This window comes from Pedobacter sp. P26, from assembly GCF_050632135.1.
Lineage (GTDB): Bacteria > Bacteroidota > Bacteroidia > Sphingobacteriales > Sphingobacteriaceae > Pedobacter.
The window spans coordinates 3,260,216-3,280,609 of sequence record NZ_CP192574.1 but is presented as its reverse complement, the minus strand read 5'-3'; the positions used below and the strand labels follow the sequence as shown (position 1 = coordinate 3,280,609).

Sequence of the window (20,394 nt, the reverse complement as noted above, 5' to 3'; positions counted from 1 at the left end):
AATGCGCACCAGGAATTCAATTTTTAGCATTATTGCACTTTGTGGAATTGGAAATATGGCTTTCGCCCAATATCCGGTTATTCCGGAAGCGATGGAAAAGAAAGCTGATTCACTTTTGAAAAGCATCGAAGATAAATCGGAAAAGCAGTTTTTAAAGGTAAAATCCATTGTGGATGAAGAGGCCAAACACGGTAAACCCTATATTCCATGGGCAGCCAAACCAGGCGATTTGCCTCAATCTAAAATGGTGGCCTTTCCTGGAGCCGAAGGTGGTGGTGCTTATTCATTTGGTGGTCGTGGCGGTAAAGTGTATGTGGTAACCAGTCTTGATGATGCGGGCAAAGGAAGCTTACGGGAAGCCTGCGAACAGGGTGGAGCAAGAATTATTGTGTTCAACGTTTCCGGGATCATCAGGTTAAAAACACCATTGATCATTCGCGCACCTTATGTAACCATTGCTGGTCAGAGTGCACCTGGTGATGGCGTATGTGTCGCTGGCGAATCGGTATGGATCAATACCCACGATGTGGTGATCCGTTATATGCGTTTCCGTCGTGGTGCAACCGATGTTACCAGAAGAGATGATGCCATTGGCGGCAATCCTGTTGGAAATATTATTATCGATCACGTTTCGGCAAGCTGGGGACTGGATGAAAATATGTCGATTTATCGCCATGTATATGATCCTCAAGACGGTTCTAAACCTGTTAAATTGCCTACTGTAAACGTCACCATCCAAAATTCAATCTTTTCCGAAGCATTGGATACCTATAACCACGCTTTCGGAAGTACAATTGGTGGTTTAAATTCCACTTTTATGCGTAACCTTTGGGCATCAAACATCAGCAGAAATCCATCGGTGGGCATGTATGGCGATTTTGGTTTTGCCAATAATGTGATCTTCAACTGGTGGAACAGAAGTGCCGACGGTGGCGATAATGCCTCATTTTATAGCTTCATCAACAATTATTATAAACCAGGACCCATTACACCTGCCGGAGAACCAATTTCTTATCGTATCTTAAAACCTGAATCGGGTAGAGATAAAAAGTTCGCCAACGAATTTGGTAAAGCTTACGTAACCGGCAATATCATTGAAGGGAACGAAAAAGTAACCAAAAACAACTGGGATGGTGGTGTACAGCCTGAAAGCAAAAGAGATAAACAGAAACTATTGGATTCCATCCGTACGGATCAACCTTTACCTATGGCCAAGATTTCCATCATCGATACCAAAAAAGCTTATGATTATGTTTTGGCCAATGCCGGAGCTTCATTACCGGTTCGTGATGCGGTAGACCAACGAATTATTAAACAAGTAACAACCGGTAAAATTGAACACGTAGAAGAGGATAAATTACCTGCCAAACAAAGTTATGTAAAACGCCGTTTGCCAGCCGATTCTTACAAAAAAGGCATTATTTCGGATATTGCCCAGGTTGGCGGTTACCCTGAATATAAAGGAAAACCTTATGTGGATACTGATAATGATGGTATTCCCGATGCCTGGGAAACTAAAAATGGTTTAAACCCAAAAGATGCAAAAGACGCTGCCAAAATTTCGAAATCAGGTTATTCGAATATTGAAGTATATTTAAATAGCCTGGTGGATGTTAATAAGGTGAGGCCTGCGAAAGGTTAAAGAAGAAAGACTAAAGCTGAAAGACTGGTAATCTTCTTCTACAAAAAATCGTCATCTCGACTGAAGCGCAGCGAAATGGAGAGATCTATCTAGCAAAATAGATTTCTCGACTGCGTTGCACTCCGCTCGAAATGACGGCCAAAGAGAAGGGTATTCGATGCCTTTGTGGTCAAATAATAAAAATATGCCAAAAACTAACCATATATCAAAAGCAATACAACTAAAAACCTTCGCCATGATGGTTATCTTGTTTTTAGTTGCAAATTTGTCTTTTGCACAAAAAACAAAGCCTGTTGAGCCACCAAAACCCATCTACAAAGGCAAAAATGGTAAAATGGCTTATACCCCGGATGAACAAGGGAACCGCATTCCCGATTTTTCTTATGCAGGTTACATGGCAGGCGAAAAAGCCATTCCAACTGCTACAATAAAAGTTGTTGTTCCTCTTGCGAAAGGTGATGCCACTTTAAGGATCCAATCGGCCATTAATTATGTTTCAAAATTGCCTGTCGGGAAAGATGGTTTACGTGGTGCGGTTTTATTGGAAAAAGGAACTTACGAAGTTGCCGGAACATTAAAATTAACCGCCTCTGGCGTGGTGCTACGTGGCAGCGGATTTGGCGAAAACGGTACCATGATTTTTGCCACAGGCTTAGATCGCATTGGTGTGATCAGGATTTTAGGCAAAAAGAACCGAATTGAAGAAAAACCCATTGCCATTACAGATGCTTATGTGCCTGTAAATGCAAATAAAATTACTTTGGCAAATACCAACGGCCTTAAAGTTGGCGATAAAATCATCATCAACCGCCCATCTACTAAAGAATGGATTGAAACCTTAAAAACAGTCGAATTTGGTGGTGGTGAAAGTGCTTTAGGCTGGAAACCAGGAACCAGGGATATCCATTGGGACCGTAAAATTACCGCAATAAACGGATCAAGCATTACTTTTGATGCGCCAATTACTACTGCATTAGATGCTAAATATGGCGGAGGCACCGTTTCAAAATACCAGTGGGAGGGCAGAATTGCCCAATCGGGTGTGGAAAACCTAAAAATCGAATCAGATTACCATAAAGAAAATATTAAAGATGAATATCACCGCTGGACAGCCATCTGTTTAGAAAACGTAGAAGATGCATGGGTGCGTCAGGTGGTTTTTGAGCATTTTGCAGGTTCTGCCGTGAATCTACTCGAAACCGCTAAAAGAATTACCGTTGAAGATTGTAAATCACTTGCACCGGTTTCTGAGATTGGTGGCGAACGCCGTTTTACCTTTTTAACCACAGGTCAGCAAACGCTTTTCCAAAGGTTATATTCTGAATATGGTTACCACGATTTTGCAGTGGGTTTCTGTGCTCCGGGACCAAATGTTTTCGTTCAATGTCAGTCTTATTTACCTTTCAGTTTCAGTGGAGCGATTGATAGTTGGGCATCAGGTGTGTTATTCGATATTGTCAATATAGATGGACAAGCTTTAAGTTACTTAAACCGCGGACAAGATGGACAAGGCGCAGGCTGGAGTGCCGCGAACAGTGTTTTTTGGCAATGTAGCGCTGCAAGGGTTGATAATTTTCAACCACCAACCGCACAAAACTGGGCTTTCGGAACCTGGTCGCAATTTGCCGGAAACGGTTATTGGGACATGTCGAACGAGCAGATTCAGCCCCGCAGTTTATATTATGCTCAATTAGCAGACCGGATCGGGAATGATGCAGAAACCAGGAATTTTGTTCTTCCGGTTGAAACCGAAGCATCAAGCAGTCCGCCCGTTGATGTTGCCCAAAAACTCACAAAACTGGCTTACAAACCTGCTTTAACCGTTTCAGAATACATTGATGGGGCATCTGATCGGAATAAAATCCCGACAGAAACCGGGCAGGCAAAAAATATTGATAAAATTGGCTTGGATAAGGTGCTTCAGCCCACGCTTGCTAACGCGATGAGCATCAAAAATGGGTGGCTGGTTCGTGGGAATCAAATTGTGGTGGGGGATCGCCAGGATGTACCCTGGTGGAACGGCAGTGCCCGTCCTTATGGATTAAAAAATACTAAATTCCATATTACCCGTTTTGTTCCCGGTCGCTCAGGAAATGGCTTAACAGATGACCTTGATGAAATTACCGATTCGATGAAAAACGATTCGGTTAAGGTGCTTGATCATAACTATGGACTTTGGTACGACAGGAGAAGGGACGATCACGAACGCATCCGCCGCATGGATGGAGAAGTTTGGGCACCTTTTTACGAATTGCCTTTCGCCCGTAGCGGACAGGATAAAGCCTGGGATGGGTTGAGCAAATACGACATCACCAAATATAACCTCTGGTATTGGGACAGGTTGAAACAATTTGCAAACCTTGCCGATCAGAAAGGATTGGTGTTGATCCACGAAAATTATTTTCAGCACAATATAATCGAAGCTGGTGCACATTATGCCGATTTTCCATGGCGTACCGCAAACAACATCAATAATACGGGTTTCCCTGAACCTGTGCCTTATGCCGGGGATAAACGCATTTTTATGGCCGAGCAGTTTTACGACATCACCAACGAACACCGCAGGGCTATCCATAAAGCTTATATCAGAAAATGTTTAGAGAATTTTGACGGAAATTCCGGTGTCATTCAATTAATCGGTGCCGAATTTACTGGTCCTTTGCATTTTGTTCAGTTCTGGATCGATACCATTAACGAATGGGAGAAAGAAACAGGCAAACACCCGATTATCGGTTTAAGTGTGAACAAAGATGTTCAGGATGCAATTTTGGCCGATCCAAAACGTGCTGGAGTGGTTGACCTGATCGATATCCGTTACTGGCATTACCAGGCAGATGGAACCGCTTATGCACCACAAGGCGGATTAAGTTTGGCCCCACGTCAACATGCCCGTTTGCTAAAACCGAAGAAAACGTCCTTCGAAGAAGTTTATCATGCCGTATCCGAATACAAAAACAAATTCCCTGAAAAAGCAGTGATTTATTCGGCAGATAGTTTTGACAGCTTCGGATGGGCTATTTTAATGGCCGGAGGTTCGCTATCTAACGTAAGTAGTATAGATGCTTCTATTTTAAATCTTGCGTCCGCTATGAATCCATTTCTTCCGGCAGGCAAATCAGCAAAACAGTACGGATTGGAAAATGCAGGCAAAGCTTATATTTTATATAATGCTTCTACTGAAGCCATCAATCTCGATTTAAGTCAATTTTCTGGAAAATTTAATGTTAAAATATTGAATACCAAAACGGGAAAAGCCCTTAAAGAAGAGAAAATAAACGGTGGATCCGTAGTGAAATTAAATAAAGCAGCAGCAGGCGACGAAGTGATTATCATTAATAAAATTTAACATGAACTTTAAAACCAACATATTTTTAATTGCTATTATTTCCTGCGTCGCTTTTGGCTGTAAGAAAAAGCCTCATTTTGGAGATAAGAGCCTCCTGGTTTCTGAAAATGGCAGATACCTGACCACCGGCAATGGCAAACCTTTTTTCTGGTTGGGCGATACAGCCTGGTTATTGTTCAGCCGGTTAACCCGGGAAGAATCGAACACTTACCTTGAAGATCGTAAACAGAAAGGTTTTAATGTAATCCAGGTGATGTTGTTGCACGATGTTCCCTCAAGTAATGTGTATTTAGATTCATCAGTGGTTCATGCCGATATTTCAAAGCCGATGCTTACGCCGGGCAATGATCCAAAAGATTCACTGGCTTACGATTATTGGGACCATGTGGATTATATCGTTGATCAGGCAGCGGAAAAAGGTCTTTATATGGCCTTGGTTCCGGTTTGGGGTACCAATGTGAAAAATAAAAAAGTAAATAAAACGCAGGCAAAGGCTTATTGTGAGTTTTTAGCTAAACGTTATAAAGACAAATGGAACATCATTTGGTTAAATGGTGGCGATATTAAAGGAAGTGACGGTGCAGACGTTTGGAATACCATCGGTGAAACGTTAAGAGCCAATGATCCCAATCACCTCATTACTTTCCATCCAAGGGGAAGAACAGCATCATCACAATGGTTTCAAAAGGCTAAATGGTGTGATTTTGATATGATTCAATCAGGTCACCGCCGTTATGATCAGGATATTTCTAAAAATGAAAAATTGCATTATGGCGAAGACAACTGGAAATATGTCGAAGCGGATTATAAATTGAAACCTACCAAACCAACCATTGATGGGGAACCATCTTACGAGGATATTCCTCAAGGTTTGCACGATACCACACAACCCCGCTGGACAGATGCCGATGTAAGAAGATATGGTTACTGGTCGGTTTTTGCAGGTGCTTTTGGTTATACTTATGGCCATAATTCGGTGATGCAGCTGTACAAAAAGACAGATTTAAAACCTGCTTATGGTCCGAAAGACCAATGGATTACTGCCATTAACGCGCCAGGTGCAAAACAGATGCAATATTTAAAAGATTTAATGCTGGTACATCCTTATTTCGACCGCATACCCGATCAAACTTTAATTGCAGGTAAAAATGGCGAAAAGTACGATCGCATTCTTGCCACAAGAGGGGAAGAGTTTGCATTGCTTTACACCTATACGGGACGAAATTTCAGTGTACAAATGGGCAAAATTGATGGTGATGAAGTAAAAGCATCCTGGTTTGATCCAAGAACAGGTAAAACGATAAAAATCGGAGAATTTGAAAATAAAGGAATTAAAGAATTTAACCCGCCCGGCGAATCTGCAAATGGTAACGATTGGGTGTTGGTGTTGGAGGGGATATAAAAGAAGGTTGAGGGTTTAAAGGTAGAGGGTTTAAGGTGTATCATTTTAAAAAAATCGTCATTTCGACTGGAGTGTAACGGAATGGAGAAATCTATTGCGATAATCTAATAGGGATTTCACCCTGAGCGTAGTCGAAGGGCAATCTCTTTAATTATTACAACTTGAGGTCTTCGACTCCGCTCAGACTGACAGTTAAACTAAAGAAAATAAAAAACAGTGTTTAAACCAAAATCCATAGCATCATTTCGTTTCGCCATTATTGGCCTGCTTTTGTGCGGATTAAGCTCCTGCACCAAACAAGCCTATTTATTCACTTCTTTTCATGAACCCGCAACTGAGGGTTTAAGGCTTTTATACAGCTACGATGCCTACCATTGGACAGATTTAAACAAAACCTTTTTAAAACCTGAAGTCGGAATACAAAAAGTGCTACGTGATCCATCCATTGTTCAAGGGCCTGATGGAACATTTCATCTGGTGTGGACCTGCAGCTGGAAAGGTGATAAAGGTTTTGGTTATGCCAGTTCAAAAGATCTGATCCACTGGACGGAGCAGAAATTTCTTCCGGTAATGGAGAAAGAACCTAAAACCGTAAATGTTTGGGCGCCTGAAATCTTTTACGATGACGAGAAAAAGGAATATGTGATCATTTGGGCCTCAACCATCCCATTTCGTTTTGCAAAGGGAATAGAAGAAGAAGAAAACAACCACCGCATGTACAGCATCACCACAAAGGATTTTGTGACTTTTTCGGAGCTTAAACTCTTCTTAGATCCTGGTTTCAGTGTGATTGATGCGGTTATTGTGAAAAGGGCTGTTAAAGATTATGTACTGGTGCTGAAGGATAATACCCGTCCGAATAGAAATTTAAAGGTTGCTTTTGCAAAAAATGCTTTAGGTCCGTATGAAAATATTTCGGAAACCTTTAGCCCTAAATTAACAGAAGGACCAACGGTAGTAAAAGTTAAAAATGATTGGCTGATCTACTTCGACGCTTACGGACAAAAGATTTATTCGGCTTATAAAACAGCCGATTTTAAAACTTTTAAAGATGTAACAGCAGAAGTTTCAGTGCCAGAAGGACATAAACACGGGACAATTATAAAAGTGAAAAAGGAATTGATTGAGAATTTATTGAAATAGCGGTTACAAACCTCGTAGGTTTTTAAAACCTACGAGGTTTAAACTTAAATACTGTTGTCATCCTGAGGCACGAAGGATCTTTATAAGATGAAAAACTGGCTGAAAACCTCACTGTAAGCATTTGAGGTTAATTTCAGGAAGTGCTAATCGGCTAGAGAATCTTCCTTTGTCAGAATGACAGAGACCAAAATATAAACATGAATACATTTAAAATACTTTGTTTAACCCTGCCATTTGCACTTGCGATACAATCCTCGCAGGCGCAGGATACCGTGCGTTATACAGGTAAAACTCTGGTTAATGCCGATTATCACCACGGGCAGCTTTCGCCGGTGATGGGCGTACACAGCATCCAAACGTTTAGGGCAAACCGCGAACACCCAGAACTTGCCGAAAACTTTGGCTGGACTTACAACCACGCACCAATGTTAGCCTATTGGAACAACAAATTTTATATCGAATATTTAAGTGATCAAGTAGGCGAGAGCATCCCGCCAGGACAAACTTTAGTACAATCTTCAACAGATGGTTACACCTGGACCAAACCTGAAGTGGTTTTCCCAATTTACCGCATTCCTGATGGAACGACAAAAGAGGGTAGAACCGATGTAGCGAAAGATTTGGATGCCGTGATGCACCAACGAATGGGTTTTTATGTTTCCACTAAAAATGTATTCCTCGTTTTGGGTTTTTATGCCATTAGTTTCGATGCAAAAGACGATCCCAACGACGGGCACGGAATCGGTAGGGCTGTAAGGGAGATTCAGGCCGATGGAAAATATGGCCCGATTTATTTTATTCATTATAATCCCGGTTATTCAGAGAAAAATACCAAATACCCGCTATACACCAGAAGTAAAAGCAAAACTTTTATTGATGCCTGTAATGAATTGTTATCAAATAAGTTAATGACGCAGCAATGGAATGAAGAAGCAGATAGAAAAGATCCGCTGATCACTTTACAGAAACAATATAAAGCTTTCAGCTACTATCATTTACCTGATGGCAGAGTGGTGGGTTTATGGAAAAATGCCCTAACCGCAATCAGCACTGATAATGGCAAAAGCTGGCCTGAAAACGCTTCGCGTGCGCCTGGTTTTGTCAACAGCAATGCCAAAATCTGGGGGCAAAAACTTCGGATGGCAATTATGCCACCGTATATAATCCTTCAGAATATAGATGGCCTTTAGCCATATCAACCAGTAAAAACGGACTGGATTATACCAATTTATTGTTGGTAAATGGCGAAATCACGCCGATGCGTTATGGCGGTAATTACAAATCATACGGTCCGCAATATGTGCGTGGCATTGAAGAAGGAAATGGAAAACCAAAAGATGGCAAATTGTGGGTAACCTATAGCATGAATAAAGAAGATATCTGGGTTTCTGCAGTTCCGGTACCAGTTAATGATAAGGCAACGCAGCATGTAAATGATGATTTCGGTAAATTATCTGCTGATAAAGCGCTCGAAATGTGGAACATATACAGTCCGCTTTGGGCACCGGTAAAATTAGAAAATGGCACATTGATTTTAAAAGATAAAGACCCATTTGATTATGCAAAAGCTGAAAGATTGTTTCCTGCATCCCGCAAAATCATGACTTCATTCTCGGTTACACCAAAACAGAACGACTTTGGATTATTGGAAATTGAATTACAGGATGCAAAAGGAACCGCCACCGTTCGTTTGACTTTTGATAGCGCTGGAACGCTTAGTGCGAAAGCCGGAGCGCGTTATAAAAATTTCATGAAGTATGAAGCCGGCAAAAGCTATGATATCAAACTAAAGTTAGATGCTTTTACGCGGTTCTATACCATTACGGTGAACGGAAAAGAGGTGCTGACCAGTTTGGCTTTCCAGCCTGTGGCCGATGTTTCGCGGGTTGTTTTCCGCACGGGCGATGTTCGTCGTTTCCCTGATGTAGATACTCCGGCCGATCAGACTTATGATCTTAAAAATGCAGGCGAATCAACAAAAGAGGCGGTTTATTCAATTAAATATTTAAAAACGGAAAGGTTTTAGATGCACAATTTTACTAGAAATATCGTCATTGCGAGTTTTCGATCCTTCATCGAAACGAAGCAATCTTTCCAGTACGTCATTCCGACCGCAGTGGAGGAATCTTTGAACCAAGTTAAACAGATTTCTAGACTGCGCTGCACTTCGCTCGAAATGACGGCACTAATTATCCTTCTTTCTTTATTTTCCCTCTCCGCCAACGCCAAAATCCTATTGCCTCAGATTCTCTCCAGTAATATGGTTTTGCAACGTGATAAACCCCTCAATATCTGGGGTTATGCGGCTCCTGATGAGAAAGTTCAGGTCACCTTTGCAGGTCAGAAGAAAGAAGCACTTACCGATAAAAACGGAAACTGGTATGTGGTGCTGGCACCCTTAAAAACGTCTTCCAAGTCGCAAATAATGACCATTTCAGGTACAAACAAAATTGAATTAACCAATATTTTGGTTGGCGAGGTTTGGGTATGTTCCGGCCAATCGAATATGGAATATCAAATGCGAAAGCTGGCGAAAATTCCTAAGCCTAAGAATGAAAAACTGGGTTTCCCGTATGACGAAGTAGAAAAAGCTAAAAATTCACAAATCAGGATTTTCCTGGTAAATCGAAAAACACTAAACAAACCCGATTCTATCCATACAAGCTGGGCTGTAGCACAGGATTCGGCCTTGCGTGCCTTTTCTGCAGTAGGTTATTTCTTCGCTAAAGAAATTCAGGAGAAATTGGGTGTACCTGTTGGCATGATTTCTTCTGCCGTTTCTGGTAGCGCCATCGAACCCTGGATAGCACCAGAAGCTTTTGCACAGGAAGCATATTTTACAAATCAAAAAGTTAGCAACGACCCTGGAAAGTTTTATACACCAATGATTGAGCCGCTTGCGAAATTCAAAATCCGAGGTTTTTTATGGTATCAGGGCGAAACAAACTGTTTTTTGAATGAAAACATCAGTTATTCCTACAAATTAAAAACATTGGTAAACCTCTGGCGTAAAGCCTGGGGCGAGCAGATGCCTTTTTATTATGTGCAAATTGCACCATACGATTACAGTAAGCAAAATAGTAAAAAGGTTATCTTAACAGCTGATACCGAACCCAACTTCTGGGAGGCTCAACAGCAGATTTTACGCTTGCCAAATACTGGTATGATTTCTACTTCGGATTTGAATGACAACGGTGGAGATTTGCATCCAACCTATAAATGGGAAGTAGGCAGAAGATTAGCGCTATTGACTTTAGGTAAAACCTACAACCAAAAAATAGATTTTTCAGGTCCCGTTTACAAAAGTGTTTCTTTTGTTGGGGACAAGGCAATCCTGGATTTTGAATACTTGAAAACTGATCATTTATCTTCCATCACTGGATTTACAATTGCCGGAAAAGAGGGTAAATTCGTTAATGCTGAGGCTATTGTTAAATACGGAAAAGTTGTTGTTTCGGCAAAAGAGATTGAAAACCCCGTGGCTGTGCGCTACAATTGGAGCGAAAATCCAACCGGAAATTTTTACAGTAGCGGTTTACCCGCATTGCCATTCAGAACCGATAATCCATTAACCAAACAATTTAAAACCAATAAATGAGACTCAGATTTATACTTTTCTGGTGTTTAACAATAATGTTTTGTAGCGCAAAGGCACAGCAAACAGAAAAACTATATCTATCCGGAACAGGGAACGACAATACCGTTAACTGGGATTTCTTTTGTACCGCCGGTGCTAATTCGGGCAAGTGGACAACCATACCTGTACCTTCGAACTGGGAATTACAGGGCTTTGGAAAATACAATTATGGTTTTAACAAAGAAGAGAACAAGGGGAAAGAGCAGGGGCTTTATAAATACAGTTTTAACGTGCCAGCTGCCTGGAAAAACAAGGAGATCAATATTGTTTTTGAGGGCTCAATGACCGATACCGAGGTAAAAATCAATGGAAAACTGGCTGGAGAAATACACCAGGGATCTTTTTATGTTTTTAGATATGATATATCGAAATTAATTAAACTGGGAGGTGATAATTTACTAGAAGTGAAAGTATCCAAGCATTCTGCCAATCCATCCGTTAACGATGCAGAACGCAAAGCCGATTTCTGGATTTTCGGAGGCATTTTCAGACCGGTTTATCTTGAATCCTTGCCTTTAACACATATCGATAGAATTCAGATCGATGCCAAAGCCAATGGAAATTTCGATGCGAAAATAGCTTACACAGGCGATGTGGATAAAGTTGAAGTAGAAGTTTTTACGAAAGACGGAAAACGTTTTGGCGATCGGTTTAGCACCGCGATAAAGAAAGGGACGCAAAGCGTAATGCTTAACCACCTGTTCAACAATCCGGCTTTATGGTCTACAGAGTTTCCAAATCTTTATACTGCTACATTTACTTTAATTAAAAACGGGAAGGAAATTCATCAGCTTTCTAAAAATATAGGTTTCAGAACCGTTGAAGTAAAAGAACGTAATGGTGTTTACATCAACGGAGTGAAAATGAAATTTAAAGGCGTAAACCGTCACTCTTTTTATCCATCATCAGGTCGTACTACGAATAAAAAAATCAGTATTGCCGATGTGTTATTGATGAAGGAAATGAACATGAATGCCGTTCGGATGTCGCATTATCCTCCTGATGGTCATTTTTTGGATGTTTGTGATTCGCTGGGATTGTTTGTAATGGACGAGCTGGCTGGCTGGCATGGCACCTACGATACACCAACGGGTACCAAATTGATGAAAGAAATGATGTTGAATGACGAAAACCATCCTTCGATTATCTTTTGGGCAAATGGAAATGAAGGCGGGCATAACCGCGAACTGGATCATCTTTTTGCTGAAGAAGATATACAAAAACGTCCGTTAATTCACCCTTGGGAGATTTTTGGCGGTTTCGAAACCACACATTACCGCGAATTTAATTACGGAATCGGTAATTACGATCACGGACATCATATTTTAATGCCTACCGAATTTCTGCATGGCATGTGGGATGGCGGTCATGGTGCAGGCCTTGAAGATTACTGGAATGCCATGTGGAACAATCCGCTTTCTGCAGGTGGCTTTCTTTGGGATTTTGCCGATCAGGGGGTGGTGCGTACCGATAAGAACGGCGAACTGGATACCGACGGTAACCATGGCCCTGACGGGATTGTTGGTCCGTACCATGAAAAAGAAGGCAGTTTTTACACCATTAAAGAAGTCTGGAGTCCTGTTTTTGTTGAGAAAAGAGAAATGACTGCTGGATTTGATGGTTCATTTCTGCTCGAAAACCGTTATGCTTTTACCAACCTTAATCAATGTACTTTCAGCTGGAAATTAAAAAAACTAAAAGCAGATGAGGATGCTGAATTTAAAACAGGAAAAGCGGATGCACCAGATATCAAACCTTTAGAAAAAGGAAAATTAAAAATCAATCTTCCTGCTGATTGGAGAAATTTTGATGCACTTTACCTTACCGCAAACGGACCAGATGGCAAAGAATTATTTACCTGGAGTTTCCCAATTGCCTTGCCAAAGGATGATGCAGGGAAATTGGTGGTAAAACCGGAACTTCGAAAGTAATTTTAAAGAAGACGCTAAAACCTATCAGGTTTCAGCAAATGGCATCGATTTAACCTTTGATAAAACCACCGGTTTGCTCCAACAGGCTAAAAACACAAAAGGTATCATTCCGTTTTCAAACGGTCCGGTTTTACAGGAAGGAGAAAATAATTTTAAAAATTTCACTACAAAAATGGAAGATGGAAACCTGGTGATTTCATCCAAATTTGATAAAAAGAAAGTTTTAACACCCTTAAATGGACAATTTATCCATCTGGCTGGTTAAAAATGGAGGTAAATTATTTCCCATCGGCTTACTTTACCACTTTTGTGGGTTTGAATTTTTCTTATCCGGAGACTGAAATTAAATCAGTAGAATATAAAGGCAACGGTCTGTACCGTGTTTGGAAAAACCGGATGAAAGGCACGCAATTTGGAATATGGAAAAAGGATTATAATAACTCCGCAACCGGCGAAGCGCCGTGGCAATATGCCGAGTTTAAGGGTTATTACTCGAATATGTATTGGTGCGAATTTATTGGCAAACAGCAATCATTTAAAGTGATAACCGATCGCGAGGATGTTTTTTTGAGGTTATTTACGCCAAAAAAATCAAAAGATACCGAATACGATAACCTGAGTCCGACATTCCCGAATGGAGATATTTCATTTATGAACGGCATTTCGGCAATCGGCACCAAAACACAAAAACCAGAAACCACCGGACCAATGGGCATGAAACATGTATTTTATGATTTTGATAAAGACCCGATCAGGGCATTGAATATGACGCTGTATTTTGATTTTTCGGGGTTGTAGATTAACCGCAAAAAACGCTAAGTCTTCGCAAAGTAAAGAAGAAAAATAGCCCGCAGATAAGGCGGATTTACGCAGATGAGGGAATCGTTGGTCTGCGGAAATCTCCGAAATCTGCGGGAGCAAATAAAGAATAACTAAGAAAGTGTAATCAACCTGGAAGTGAATGAACATTAAAACCTACATATCGATCATCAGCATTTGCTTACTACCCTTTTTAAAAGTGGTGGCACAAATTGCTTTGCAGCATACCACCTGCGAGATGCTTGAAAATCCTTTGGGAATTGATGTTCAAAAACCAAGGTTTGCCTGGCATATCATTTCCAACGAGCGCAATGTAGTGCAAACCGCTTATCAGATTTTGGTTGCTTCATCTGCGGAAAAGTTAAAGGAAAATGAAGGCGATATATGGGATTCTGGTAAAGTAAATTCATCAGAATCGATTCATATTAATTATAATGGAAAACCACTCAATAGCAGACAAAAAGCGTATTGGAAAGTAAAAATCTGGACTAATGCTGGGCAAAGCGAATGGTCTGCGAATAATTATTTTTCGATGGGTTTGCTTTATTATAAAGATTGGCCCAAAGGATGGATCGGTTTCGACAGAGCCTTCCCATGGGATAACATCAAAACAGATTCGCGTTTGTCAGCAAGGTATTTCAGAAAGGAATTTCAGAGTACCAAACAGATCAAATCGGCTACAGCCTCAATCATTGGTTTGGGTTTATATGAACTTTATATCAATGGTAAAAAAGTAGGAGAAGACGTCTTGTCTCCATCGCCAACTGATTACACCAAAAATGTAAAGTATAATACCTACGACGTAACCAAGTACATCCACAATGGTAAAAATGCAATCGGTACAATTTTGGGTAATGGCCGGTTTTTCGCCATGCGCCAAAATGAAAAACCATATAAAATCAAAACATTTGGCTTCCCGAAAATGCTGCTGAACATCAATATTATAAACACCGATGGGACTACAGCCAATATTGATACCGATGATAGCTGGAAAGGCACAGCCGATGGACCAATCAGGGCCAACAACGAATACGACGGGGAAGAATATGACGCTACAAAAGAAGCTCAAGGTTGGAATAAAGTCGGTTTTGATGACAGTAAATGGTTAAAAGCCGAATTTGTGCAAGAACCAACAGGAACCATTGAAGCACAAATGAATGAAAATATGCGGGTAATGAATACACTAAAACCGGTTTCAATTTCAAAATTAACTGGCGGAAGGTATATCCTCGACATGGGGCAAAATATGGTGGGTTGGTTGCAAATTAAGGTAAAAGGGGCAAAAGGAAAACAGATTAAACTGCGCTTTGCAGAATCCTTGCAGGAGAATGATGAGCTTTTTACCGCAAATCTCCGTAATGCGAAATGCACCGATTTATATACTTTAAAAGGCGGAGAAACGGAAACCTGGGAACCCAATTTTAGTTATCGTGGATTCAGGTATGTTGAGCTTTCGGGGTATGGTTACGAGCCAACTGTAAATGATTTCGTAGGCAAAATAATTTACGACAACATGAAAACAGTAGGCACATTCGAAACTTCGGATGCTTTAACCAACCAGATTTTTAAAAATGCATGGTGGGGAATTGCAGGCTGTTATAAAGGCATTCCGGTTGATTGTCCGCAACGTAACGAGCGCATGCCATGGCTGGGTGATAGGGGCGCAGTAGCTTACGGAGAAAATTTCGTTTTTGATAATGGCAGGTTTTATGCAAAATGGTTGCAGGACATCCGGAATTCGCAAAAAGAAGATGGTGCTATTCCTGATGTTGCGCCTGCGTTTTGGAGGTATTACAGTGATAACATGACCTGGCCCGGGGCAATGCTTTTGGTTACAGAAATGCTTTACAAACAAACGGGCGATGTTGCTGCTGTTCGCGATAATTATCCGGCAATGAAAAAGTGGTTGGCTTACATGCAAGACCGCTATATGAAAGATTACATCCTTACCAAAGACAGTTATGGCGATTGGTGTATGCCACCAGTTACGATTGAGTCTGGAAGAGGAAAGAGTGCCGATAAAAAATATCCCTCTGAGTTAATTTCTACAGCTTATTATTATCATTTTACCCAGTTGATGATCCAGTTTGGGAAAGCCATCGGCAATGAAGAAGATGTAAAAAACTATGAGCTTTTGGGGAATCAGATCAAAGATGCTTTCAACCAAAAATATTATAACAAAGAAGGCTATTATGCCTCAAATGCATTAACCGATAACATTATTCCGCTTTATTTTGGGATGGTTCCTCAGAGTAAAGTAGAGACTGTTTTTAAAAACATCACGAACACAGTAGAAGTAACTAATAAAGGACATTTAAGCAATGGATTGGTGGGGATTCAGTGGCTAATGCGCTGTTTGAACGATTATGGCAGACCAGCTTTAGCATATACGGTGGCCACACAAAAAACTTATCCTGGCTGGGGTTACATGGTCGAAAATGGTGCCACTACGATCTGGGAATTGTGGAATGGTAATACCGCCGATCCGAAAATGAATTCCCAAAATCACGTGATGATGTTAGGTGATTTACTGATTTGGTATTATGAAAACCTCGCCGGAATTAAATCAGAAAGTGCTGCTTTCAAAAAGATAACAATGAAACCTGAAATGATTAACGGCTTAAATTCGGTAAATGCGAGCTATAATTCGGTTTATGGCTTGATAAAAAGTAGTTATACCAAAACAGCTGGTCAATTTAAATGGAATGTAACCATTCCCGCAAATACAACGGCAATGGTGTATATTCCTGCAAATAATAGAAATGAAGTTTCAGAAAAAATAAAATCGGTTAAAGATTTAAAATTTATAAAAATGGAGCAAAATAGAGCCGTTTATGAAATTGGTTCTGGTGATTATGCTTTTGTGGTGGAGAAGAAATAATTATTACAGCCGTCATGCTGAATTTATTTCAGCATCTTTTATGCAAGGCCGCCCTGCTATTAGACCCTGAAATAAATTCAGGGTGACGATTAAAAAAACACAATTATGAGAAAGCTATTAAAATCATTACTAACAATAACCTTACTGATCAGTTCAGTAAGCGCATTTAGTCAAACCAAAGATGTAGTCGTACCCGAGGATATTTTAACCAAAGCAAAAGAATGGGTGGCAACATTAAATTTAACCGATGCCGCGAAGAAAACCATTGTAGAAAATGTAATCGCAGTTCATTTAACCACTGTTAAAGACTGGCATAATGATCATCCTTCATCAACCGTTCCTGACGGGATAAATCCTGTAACCGGAAACAAATTAAACGACCTCGATAAACAAATTATTGCCGATTCTGCCATGCCTTCAACGGTACATCAGGCTTTAATGGATGGATTGAATAAAAATTTATCACCTCAGCAGGTTGAAGCAGTTTTAGATAAATATACTATCGGAAAGGTCGATTTTACGATGAAAGGTTACAAAGCCATCGTTCCGGATTTAACTGCAGATGAAGAAGCTAAAATCCTGTCATTCTTAAAACAGGCACGCGAACAGGCCGTAGATTATAAAAATATGAAAGAAATTTCGGCCATTTTCGAAATCTATAAAACCAAATCAGAGCAATTACTCAATAATAACGGACGCAGCTGGAGAGCGCTCTATAGTGCTTATACTAAAAAAATAAAAGAGGAGAAAGCAGCTAAACAGTAGGCAGTTTATTCAGCCAAATCGTCATTCCCGCGCAGGCGGGAACCACGCAGTGCTCAGCGAAGCTAATCTTAAAGCAAAGGATATGCAGTGCTAATGCATTAGGATTCCCAGTCAAGCTGGGAATGACACTAGCGAGTAGATTAATGAAAATTATGTTAAAAAGAAAAATATACATCACATTAGGGCTTATTTTCGCAGCAGTAATTACCGCCAACGCCCAGGTAGAAAAGTGGCAAACCGGCATTGTAAAACAGGAATTCCTTTATGACAAAGCGCCATTTCCATCGTGCCATTCTGCAACAATCGCCGAAACGCCAACAGGTTTAGTCGCTTCATTTTTGGAGGTACGAAAGAGCGTAATCCTGATGTTGAAATTTACATCAGCCGCTTTGTAGATGGCAAATGGTTAGCGCCGGTTTCGGTAGCTAATGGTATCCAACCTGAAGGTAAGCGATTACCAACCTGGAATCCAGTTCTATATCAGGTGCCCGGCGGAGATCTGTTATTATTCTATAAAATCGGACCTAAACCTTCCGAATGGTGGGGTATGATGAGAACTTCAAAAGATGGTGGCAAAACCTGGTCGGATGCCACTAAATTACCTGATGGCTATATCGGTCCGGTTAAAAATAAACCAGTTTTGCTAAGTAATGGGAATCTTTTTGCGCCATCAAGCAAAGAAGGCGACGGCTGGAAAATCCATTTTGAAGTAACCAAAGACAATGGCAAAATCTGGAGAACCATTGGTCCTTTGCCCGAAAATGGAATCAAAGCCATTCAACCCAGCATTTTACAGCATGAAAACGGCAAACTGCAGATTTTAGCCAGAACTGCCAATAGGGCAATTGTCGAATCGTGGTCTACAGATAACGGAGAAACCTGGTCGCCATTAACCAAAACTTCTTTACCAAATAACAATTCGGGAACGGATGCGGTAACCATGAAAGATGGTCGCCATGTTTTGGTGTACAACCATGTATTGCCCCCGGCGATTTAGCCAAAGGACCAAGAACACCATTAAATGTTTCCATTTCCAAAGATGGAAAAGAATGGTACGCTGCATTGATTTTAGAAGATTCGCCGATCAGTCAGTATTCTTATCCGGCAGTGATCCAAACCAGCGATGGCTTGCTACACTTCATTTACACCTGGAGAAGAGAAAAATCAAACATGTAGTGGTAGATCCATCAAAATTAAAACTAAAGAGAATTGAAAATGGTGTTTGGCCAAAACTGAAAGGTTATACCGCGCCAATACTTACTGAAATTAAAAACGAGGAGGGGTAAGATGATAAATGCTATTAGATATATAATTTCGAGGTTGTGGCGATCGTCATTGCGAGGAGGAATGGCGTGGCAATCTATCCTATCAAGAAAGATTGCTTCGGCTGATGAAAAATCAGCACTCGCAATGACGGGCAGGGTGTTTAGATACTTAGCTATATTATTTATTGTTTACCTATCTTATTTAAATAACGGCTTCGCCCAAACCCAAAACACCGACAACCTCTACAAAAAACCATTGGTTGATGTCCTCAAAGAAATCCAGACCAGGTTTAAAGTACAGATCAAATATTCGGAGCCTCAGGTAAAAGATAAATGGGTGAACTATGCCGAATGGCGTTTCCGAAGCGATGTAGATGAAACACTAACCAATGTGCTAATGCCATTGGATATGAAAGTAAACAAGGAAAAACCTGGCGTTTACAAACTTAAAGAGTACGAATATTACCGTTGGGAAGTGCAGGATGGCTGGGCTTATCTTGATACGCTAGCGACAAAATACCACGATAAAGCCAGCTGGGAAAAACGCAAAGGGGAAATCAAACCTGAACTTTATCAGGCCTTAATGTTATCACCTTTGCCTGCAAAACCTAATTCAAAACCGATTATCACGGCAAAAAGAGTTTTTGATGGGTATTCAGTAGAAAATATTGCTTTAGAAATATTGCCTGGTGTCTGGATCAACGGATCACTTTACAAACCATTAAATGTTAAGGGAAAAATCCCGGTGGTGTTAAGTCCGGATGGACATTGGGAAAAGCAACGCTACAGACCCGATTGCCAGATCCGTTGCGCCACCATCGCCAGGATGGGAGCAATGGCTTTCAGCTATGATTTATTTGCCTGGGGCGAATCGATGCTCCAGTTTAAATATGAAGACCACCGCCGTAGTTTAGCACAAACCGTGCAGGCTTTAGGTGGAATAAAGATTTTGGATTATTTCTCTTCTTTAAAAGAAACGGATACCAGCAGAATTGGCATTAGTGGCGGTTCAGGTGCCGGCAGTCACTCTATTTTAATGACTGCTATGGACGATAGGATTAAACTAAGCGCTCCGGTGGTGGCCATGTCATCATACTTTTATGGTGGTTGCCCTTGCGAAAGCGGAATGCCCATCCACCAATGTGGAGGCGGAACCGATAATGTAGAACTGGCCGCTATGGCAGCACCGCGACCACAATTATTAGTTTCTGACGGCGGAGATTGGACAGCACATACACCCCAGCATGATTTTCCGTATCTCCAAAAAATGTACGGCTATTATGGTGTGCAAGATAAAGTTGAAAATGTACATCTTCCGGATGAAAAACATGATTTTGGCATTAATAAACGCATTGCATTGTACGATTTCCTGATCAAGAACTTCAAACTTAATGGCGCCGCCGTTAAAGATAAAACCGGCAAATACGACGAAAGCAAAGTGACCATCGAAAAGGAAAACGCGATGTATGTTTTTGGTGATAAAGGCGAAAAATTACCTAAAAATGCAGTAATGGGCTTTGAGAACCTGGAAAAACTTTTTCCATTAAGTACAACAAAATAACA

General features: G+C 40.8%; 15 protein-coding genes. All 15 read left to right on the top strand.

Features of this window, described 5'->3' with window-relative positions; all coding sequences use genetic code 11:
* Position 1: 1 nt before the first annotated feature.
* Positions 2-1,642 carry a polysaccharide lyase gene (locus tag ACQ86H_RS15265; RefSeq protein ID WP_431291624.1) on the top strand — a complete coding sequence of 547 codons (1,641 nt, stop codon included), beginning with the start codon at positions 2-4 and terminating at the stop codon, positions 1,640-1,642.
* 184 nt (positions 1,643-1,826) lie between these two features.
* Positions 1,827-4,988 carry a DUF6298 domain-containing protein gene (locus tag ACQ86H_RS15260; protein ID WP_431291623.1) on the top strand — a complete coding sequence of 1,054 codons (3,162 nt, stop codon included), beginning with the start codon at positions 1,827-1,829 and terminating at the stop codon, positions 4,986-4,988.
* A 1-nt stretch (position 4,989) separates the two neighbouring features.
* Positions 4,990-6,390, top strand: a complete 1,401-nt coding sequence (locus ACQ86H_RS15255; RefSeq protein ID WP_431291622.1) for a glycoside hydrolase family 140 protein — start codon at positions 4,990-4,992, stop codon at positions 6,388-6,390.
* A gap of 216 nt (positions 6,391-6,606) precedes the next feature.
* A complete protein-coding gene (locus ACQ86H_RS15250) occupies positions 6,607-7,533 on the top strand; it encodes a glycoside hydrolase family 43 protein (protein ID WP_246862767.1) in 927 nt (308 codons plus the stop codon).
* Between the two features lie 197 nt (positions 7,534-7,730).
* On the top strand, positions 7,731-8,723 hold the full coding sequence (locus tag ACQ86H_RS15245) for a hypothetical protein (RefSeq protein ID WP_431291621.1): 993 nt from the start codon (positions 7,731-7,733) through the stop codon (positions 8,721-8,723).
* A 44-nt stretch (positions 8,724-8,767) separates the two neighbouring features.
* Positions 8,768-9,559 carry a hypothetical protein gene (locus tag ACQ86H_RS15240; RefSeq protein WP_431291620.1) on the top strand — a complete coding sequence of 264 codons (792 nt, stop codon included), beginning with the start codon at positions 8,768-8,770 and terminating at the stop codon, positions 9,557-9,559.
* A gap of 150 nt (positions 9,560-9,709) precedes the next feature.
* The gene (locus ACQ86H_RS15235; protein WP_431291619.1) at positions 9,710-11,131 is read left to right on the top strand and encodes a sialate O-acetylesterase; all 1,422 of its coding nucleotides are present in this window, start codon (positions 9,710-9,712) and stop codon (positions 11,129-11,131) included.
* A 35-nt stretch (positions 11,132-11,166) separates the two neighbouring features.
* Entirely contained in the window at positions 11,167-13,101 is a 1,935-nt protein-coding gene (locus tag ACQ86H_RS15230) for a glycoside hydrolase family 2 TIM barrel-domain containing protein (protein ID WP_431291618.1), read from the top strand.
* Positions 13,102-13,174: 73 nt separating this feature from the next.
* On the top strand, positions 13,175-13,366 hold the full coding sequence (locus ACQ86H_RS15225) for a hypothetical protein (RefSeq protein WP_431291617.1): 192 nt from the start codon (positions 13,175-13,177) through the stop codon (positions 13,364-13,366).
* A gap of 2 nt (positions 13,367-13,368) precedes the next feature.
* Complete coding sequence (locus tag ACQ86H_RS15220; RefSeq protein WP_431291616.1) at positions 13,369-13,899, top strand: hypothetical protein; 531 nt, start codon at positions 13,369-13,371, stop codon at positions 13,897-13,899.
* Between the two features lie 163 nt (positions 13,900-14,062).
* The gene (locus ACQ86H_RS15215) at positions 14,063-16,801 is read left to right on the top strand and encodes a family 78 glycoside hydrolase catalytic domain (RefSeq protein WP_431291615.1); all 2,739 of its coding nucleotides are present in this window, start codon (positions 14,063-14,065) and stop codon (positions 16,799-16,801) included.
* A gap of 105 nt (positions 16,802-16,906) precedes the next feature.
* Positions 16,907-17,566 carry a DUF3826 domain-containing protein gene (locus ACQ86H_RS15210; RefSeq protein WP_431291614.1) on the top strand — a complete coding sequence of 220 codons (660 nt, stop codon included), beginning with the start codon at positions 16,907-16,909 and terminating at the stop codon, positions 17,564-17,566.
* A 286-nt stretch (positions 17,567-17,852) separates the two neighbouring features.
* Positions 17,853-18,563, top strand: a complete 711-nt coding sequence (locus ACQ86H_RS15205) for a sialidase family protein (protein ID WP_431291613.1) — start codon at positions 17,853-17,855, stop codon at positions 18,561-18,563.
* Positions 18,564-18,628: 65 nt separating this feature from the next.
* Complete coding sequence (locus ACQ86H_RS15200) at positions 18,629-18,742, top strand: hypothetical protein (protein ID WP_431291612.1); 114 nt, start codon at positions 18,629-18,631, stop codon at positions 18,740-18,742.
* Between the two features lie 171 nt (positions 18,743-18,913).
* Complete coding sequence (locus ACQ86H_RS15195; protein WP_431291611.1) at positions 18,914-20,392, top strand: acetylxylan esterase; 1,479 nt, start codon at positions 18,914-18,916, stop codon at positions 20,390-20,392.
* Positions 20,393-20,394: the final 2 nt, after the last annotated feature.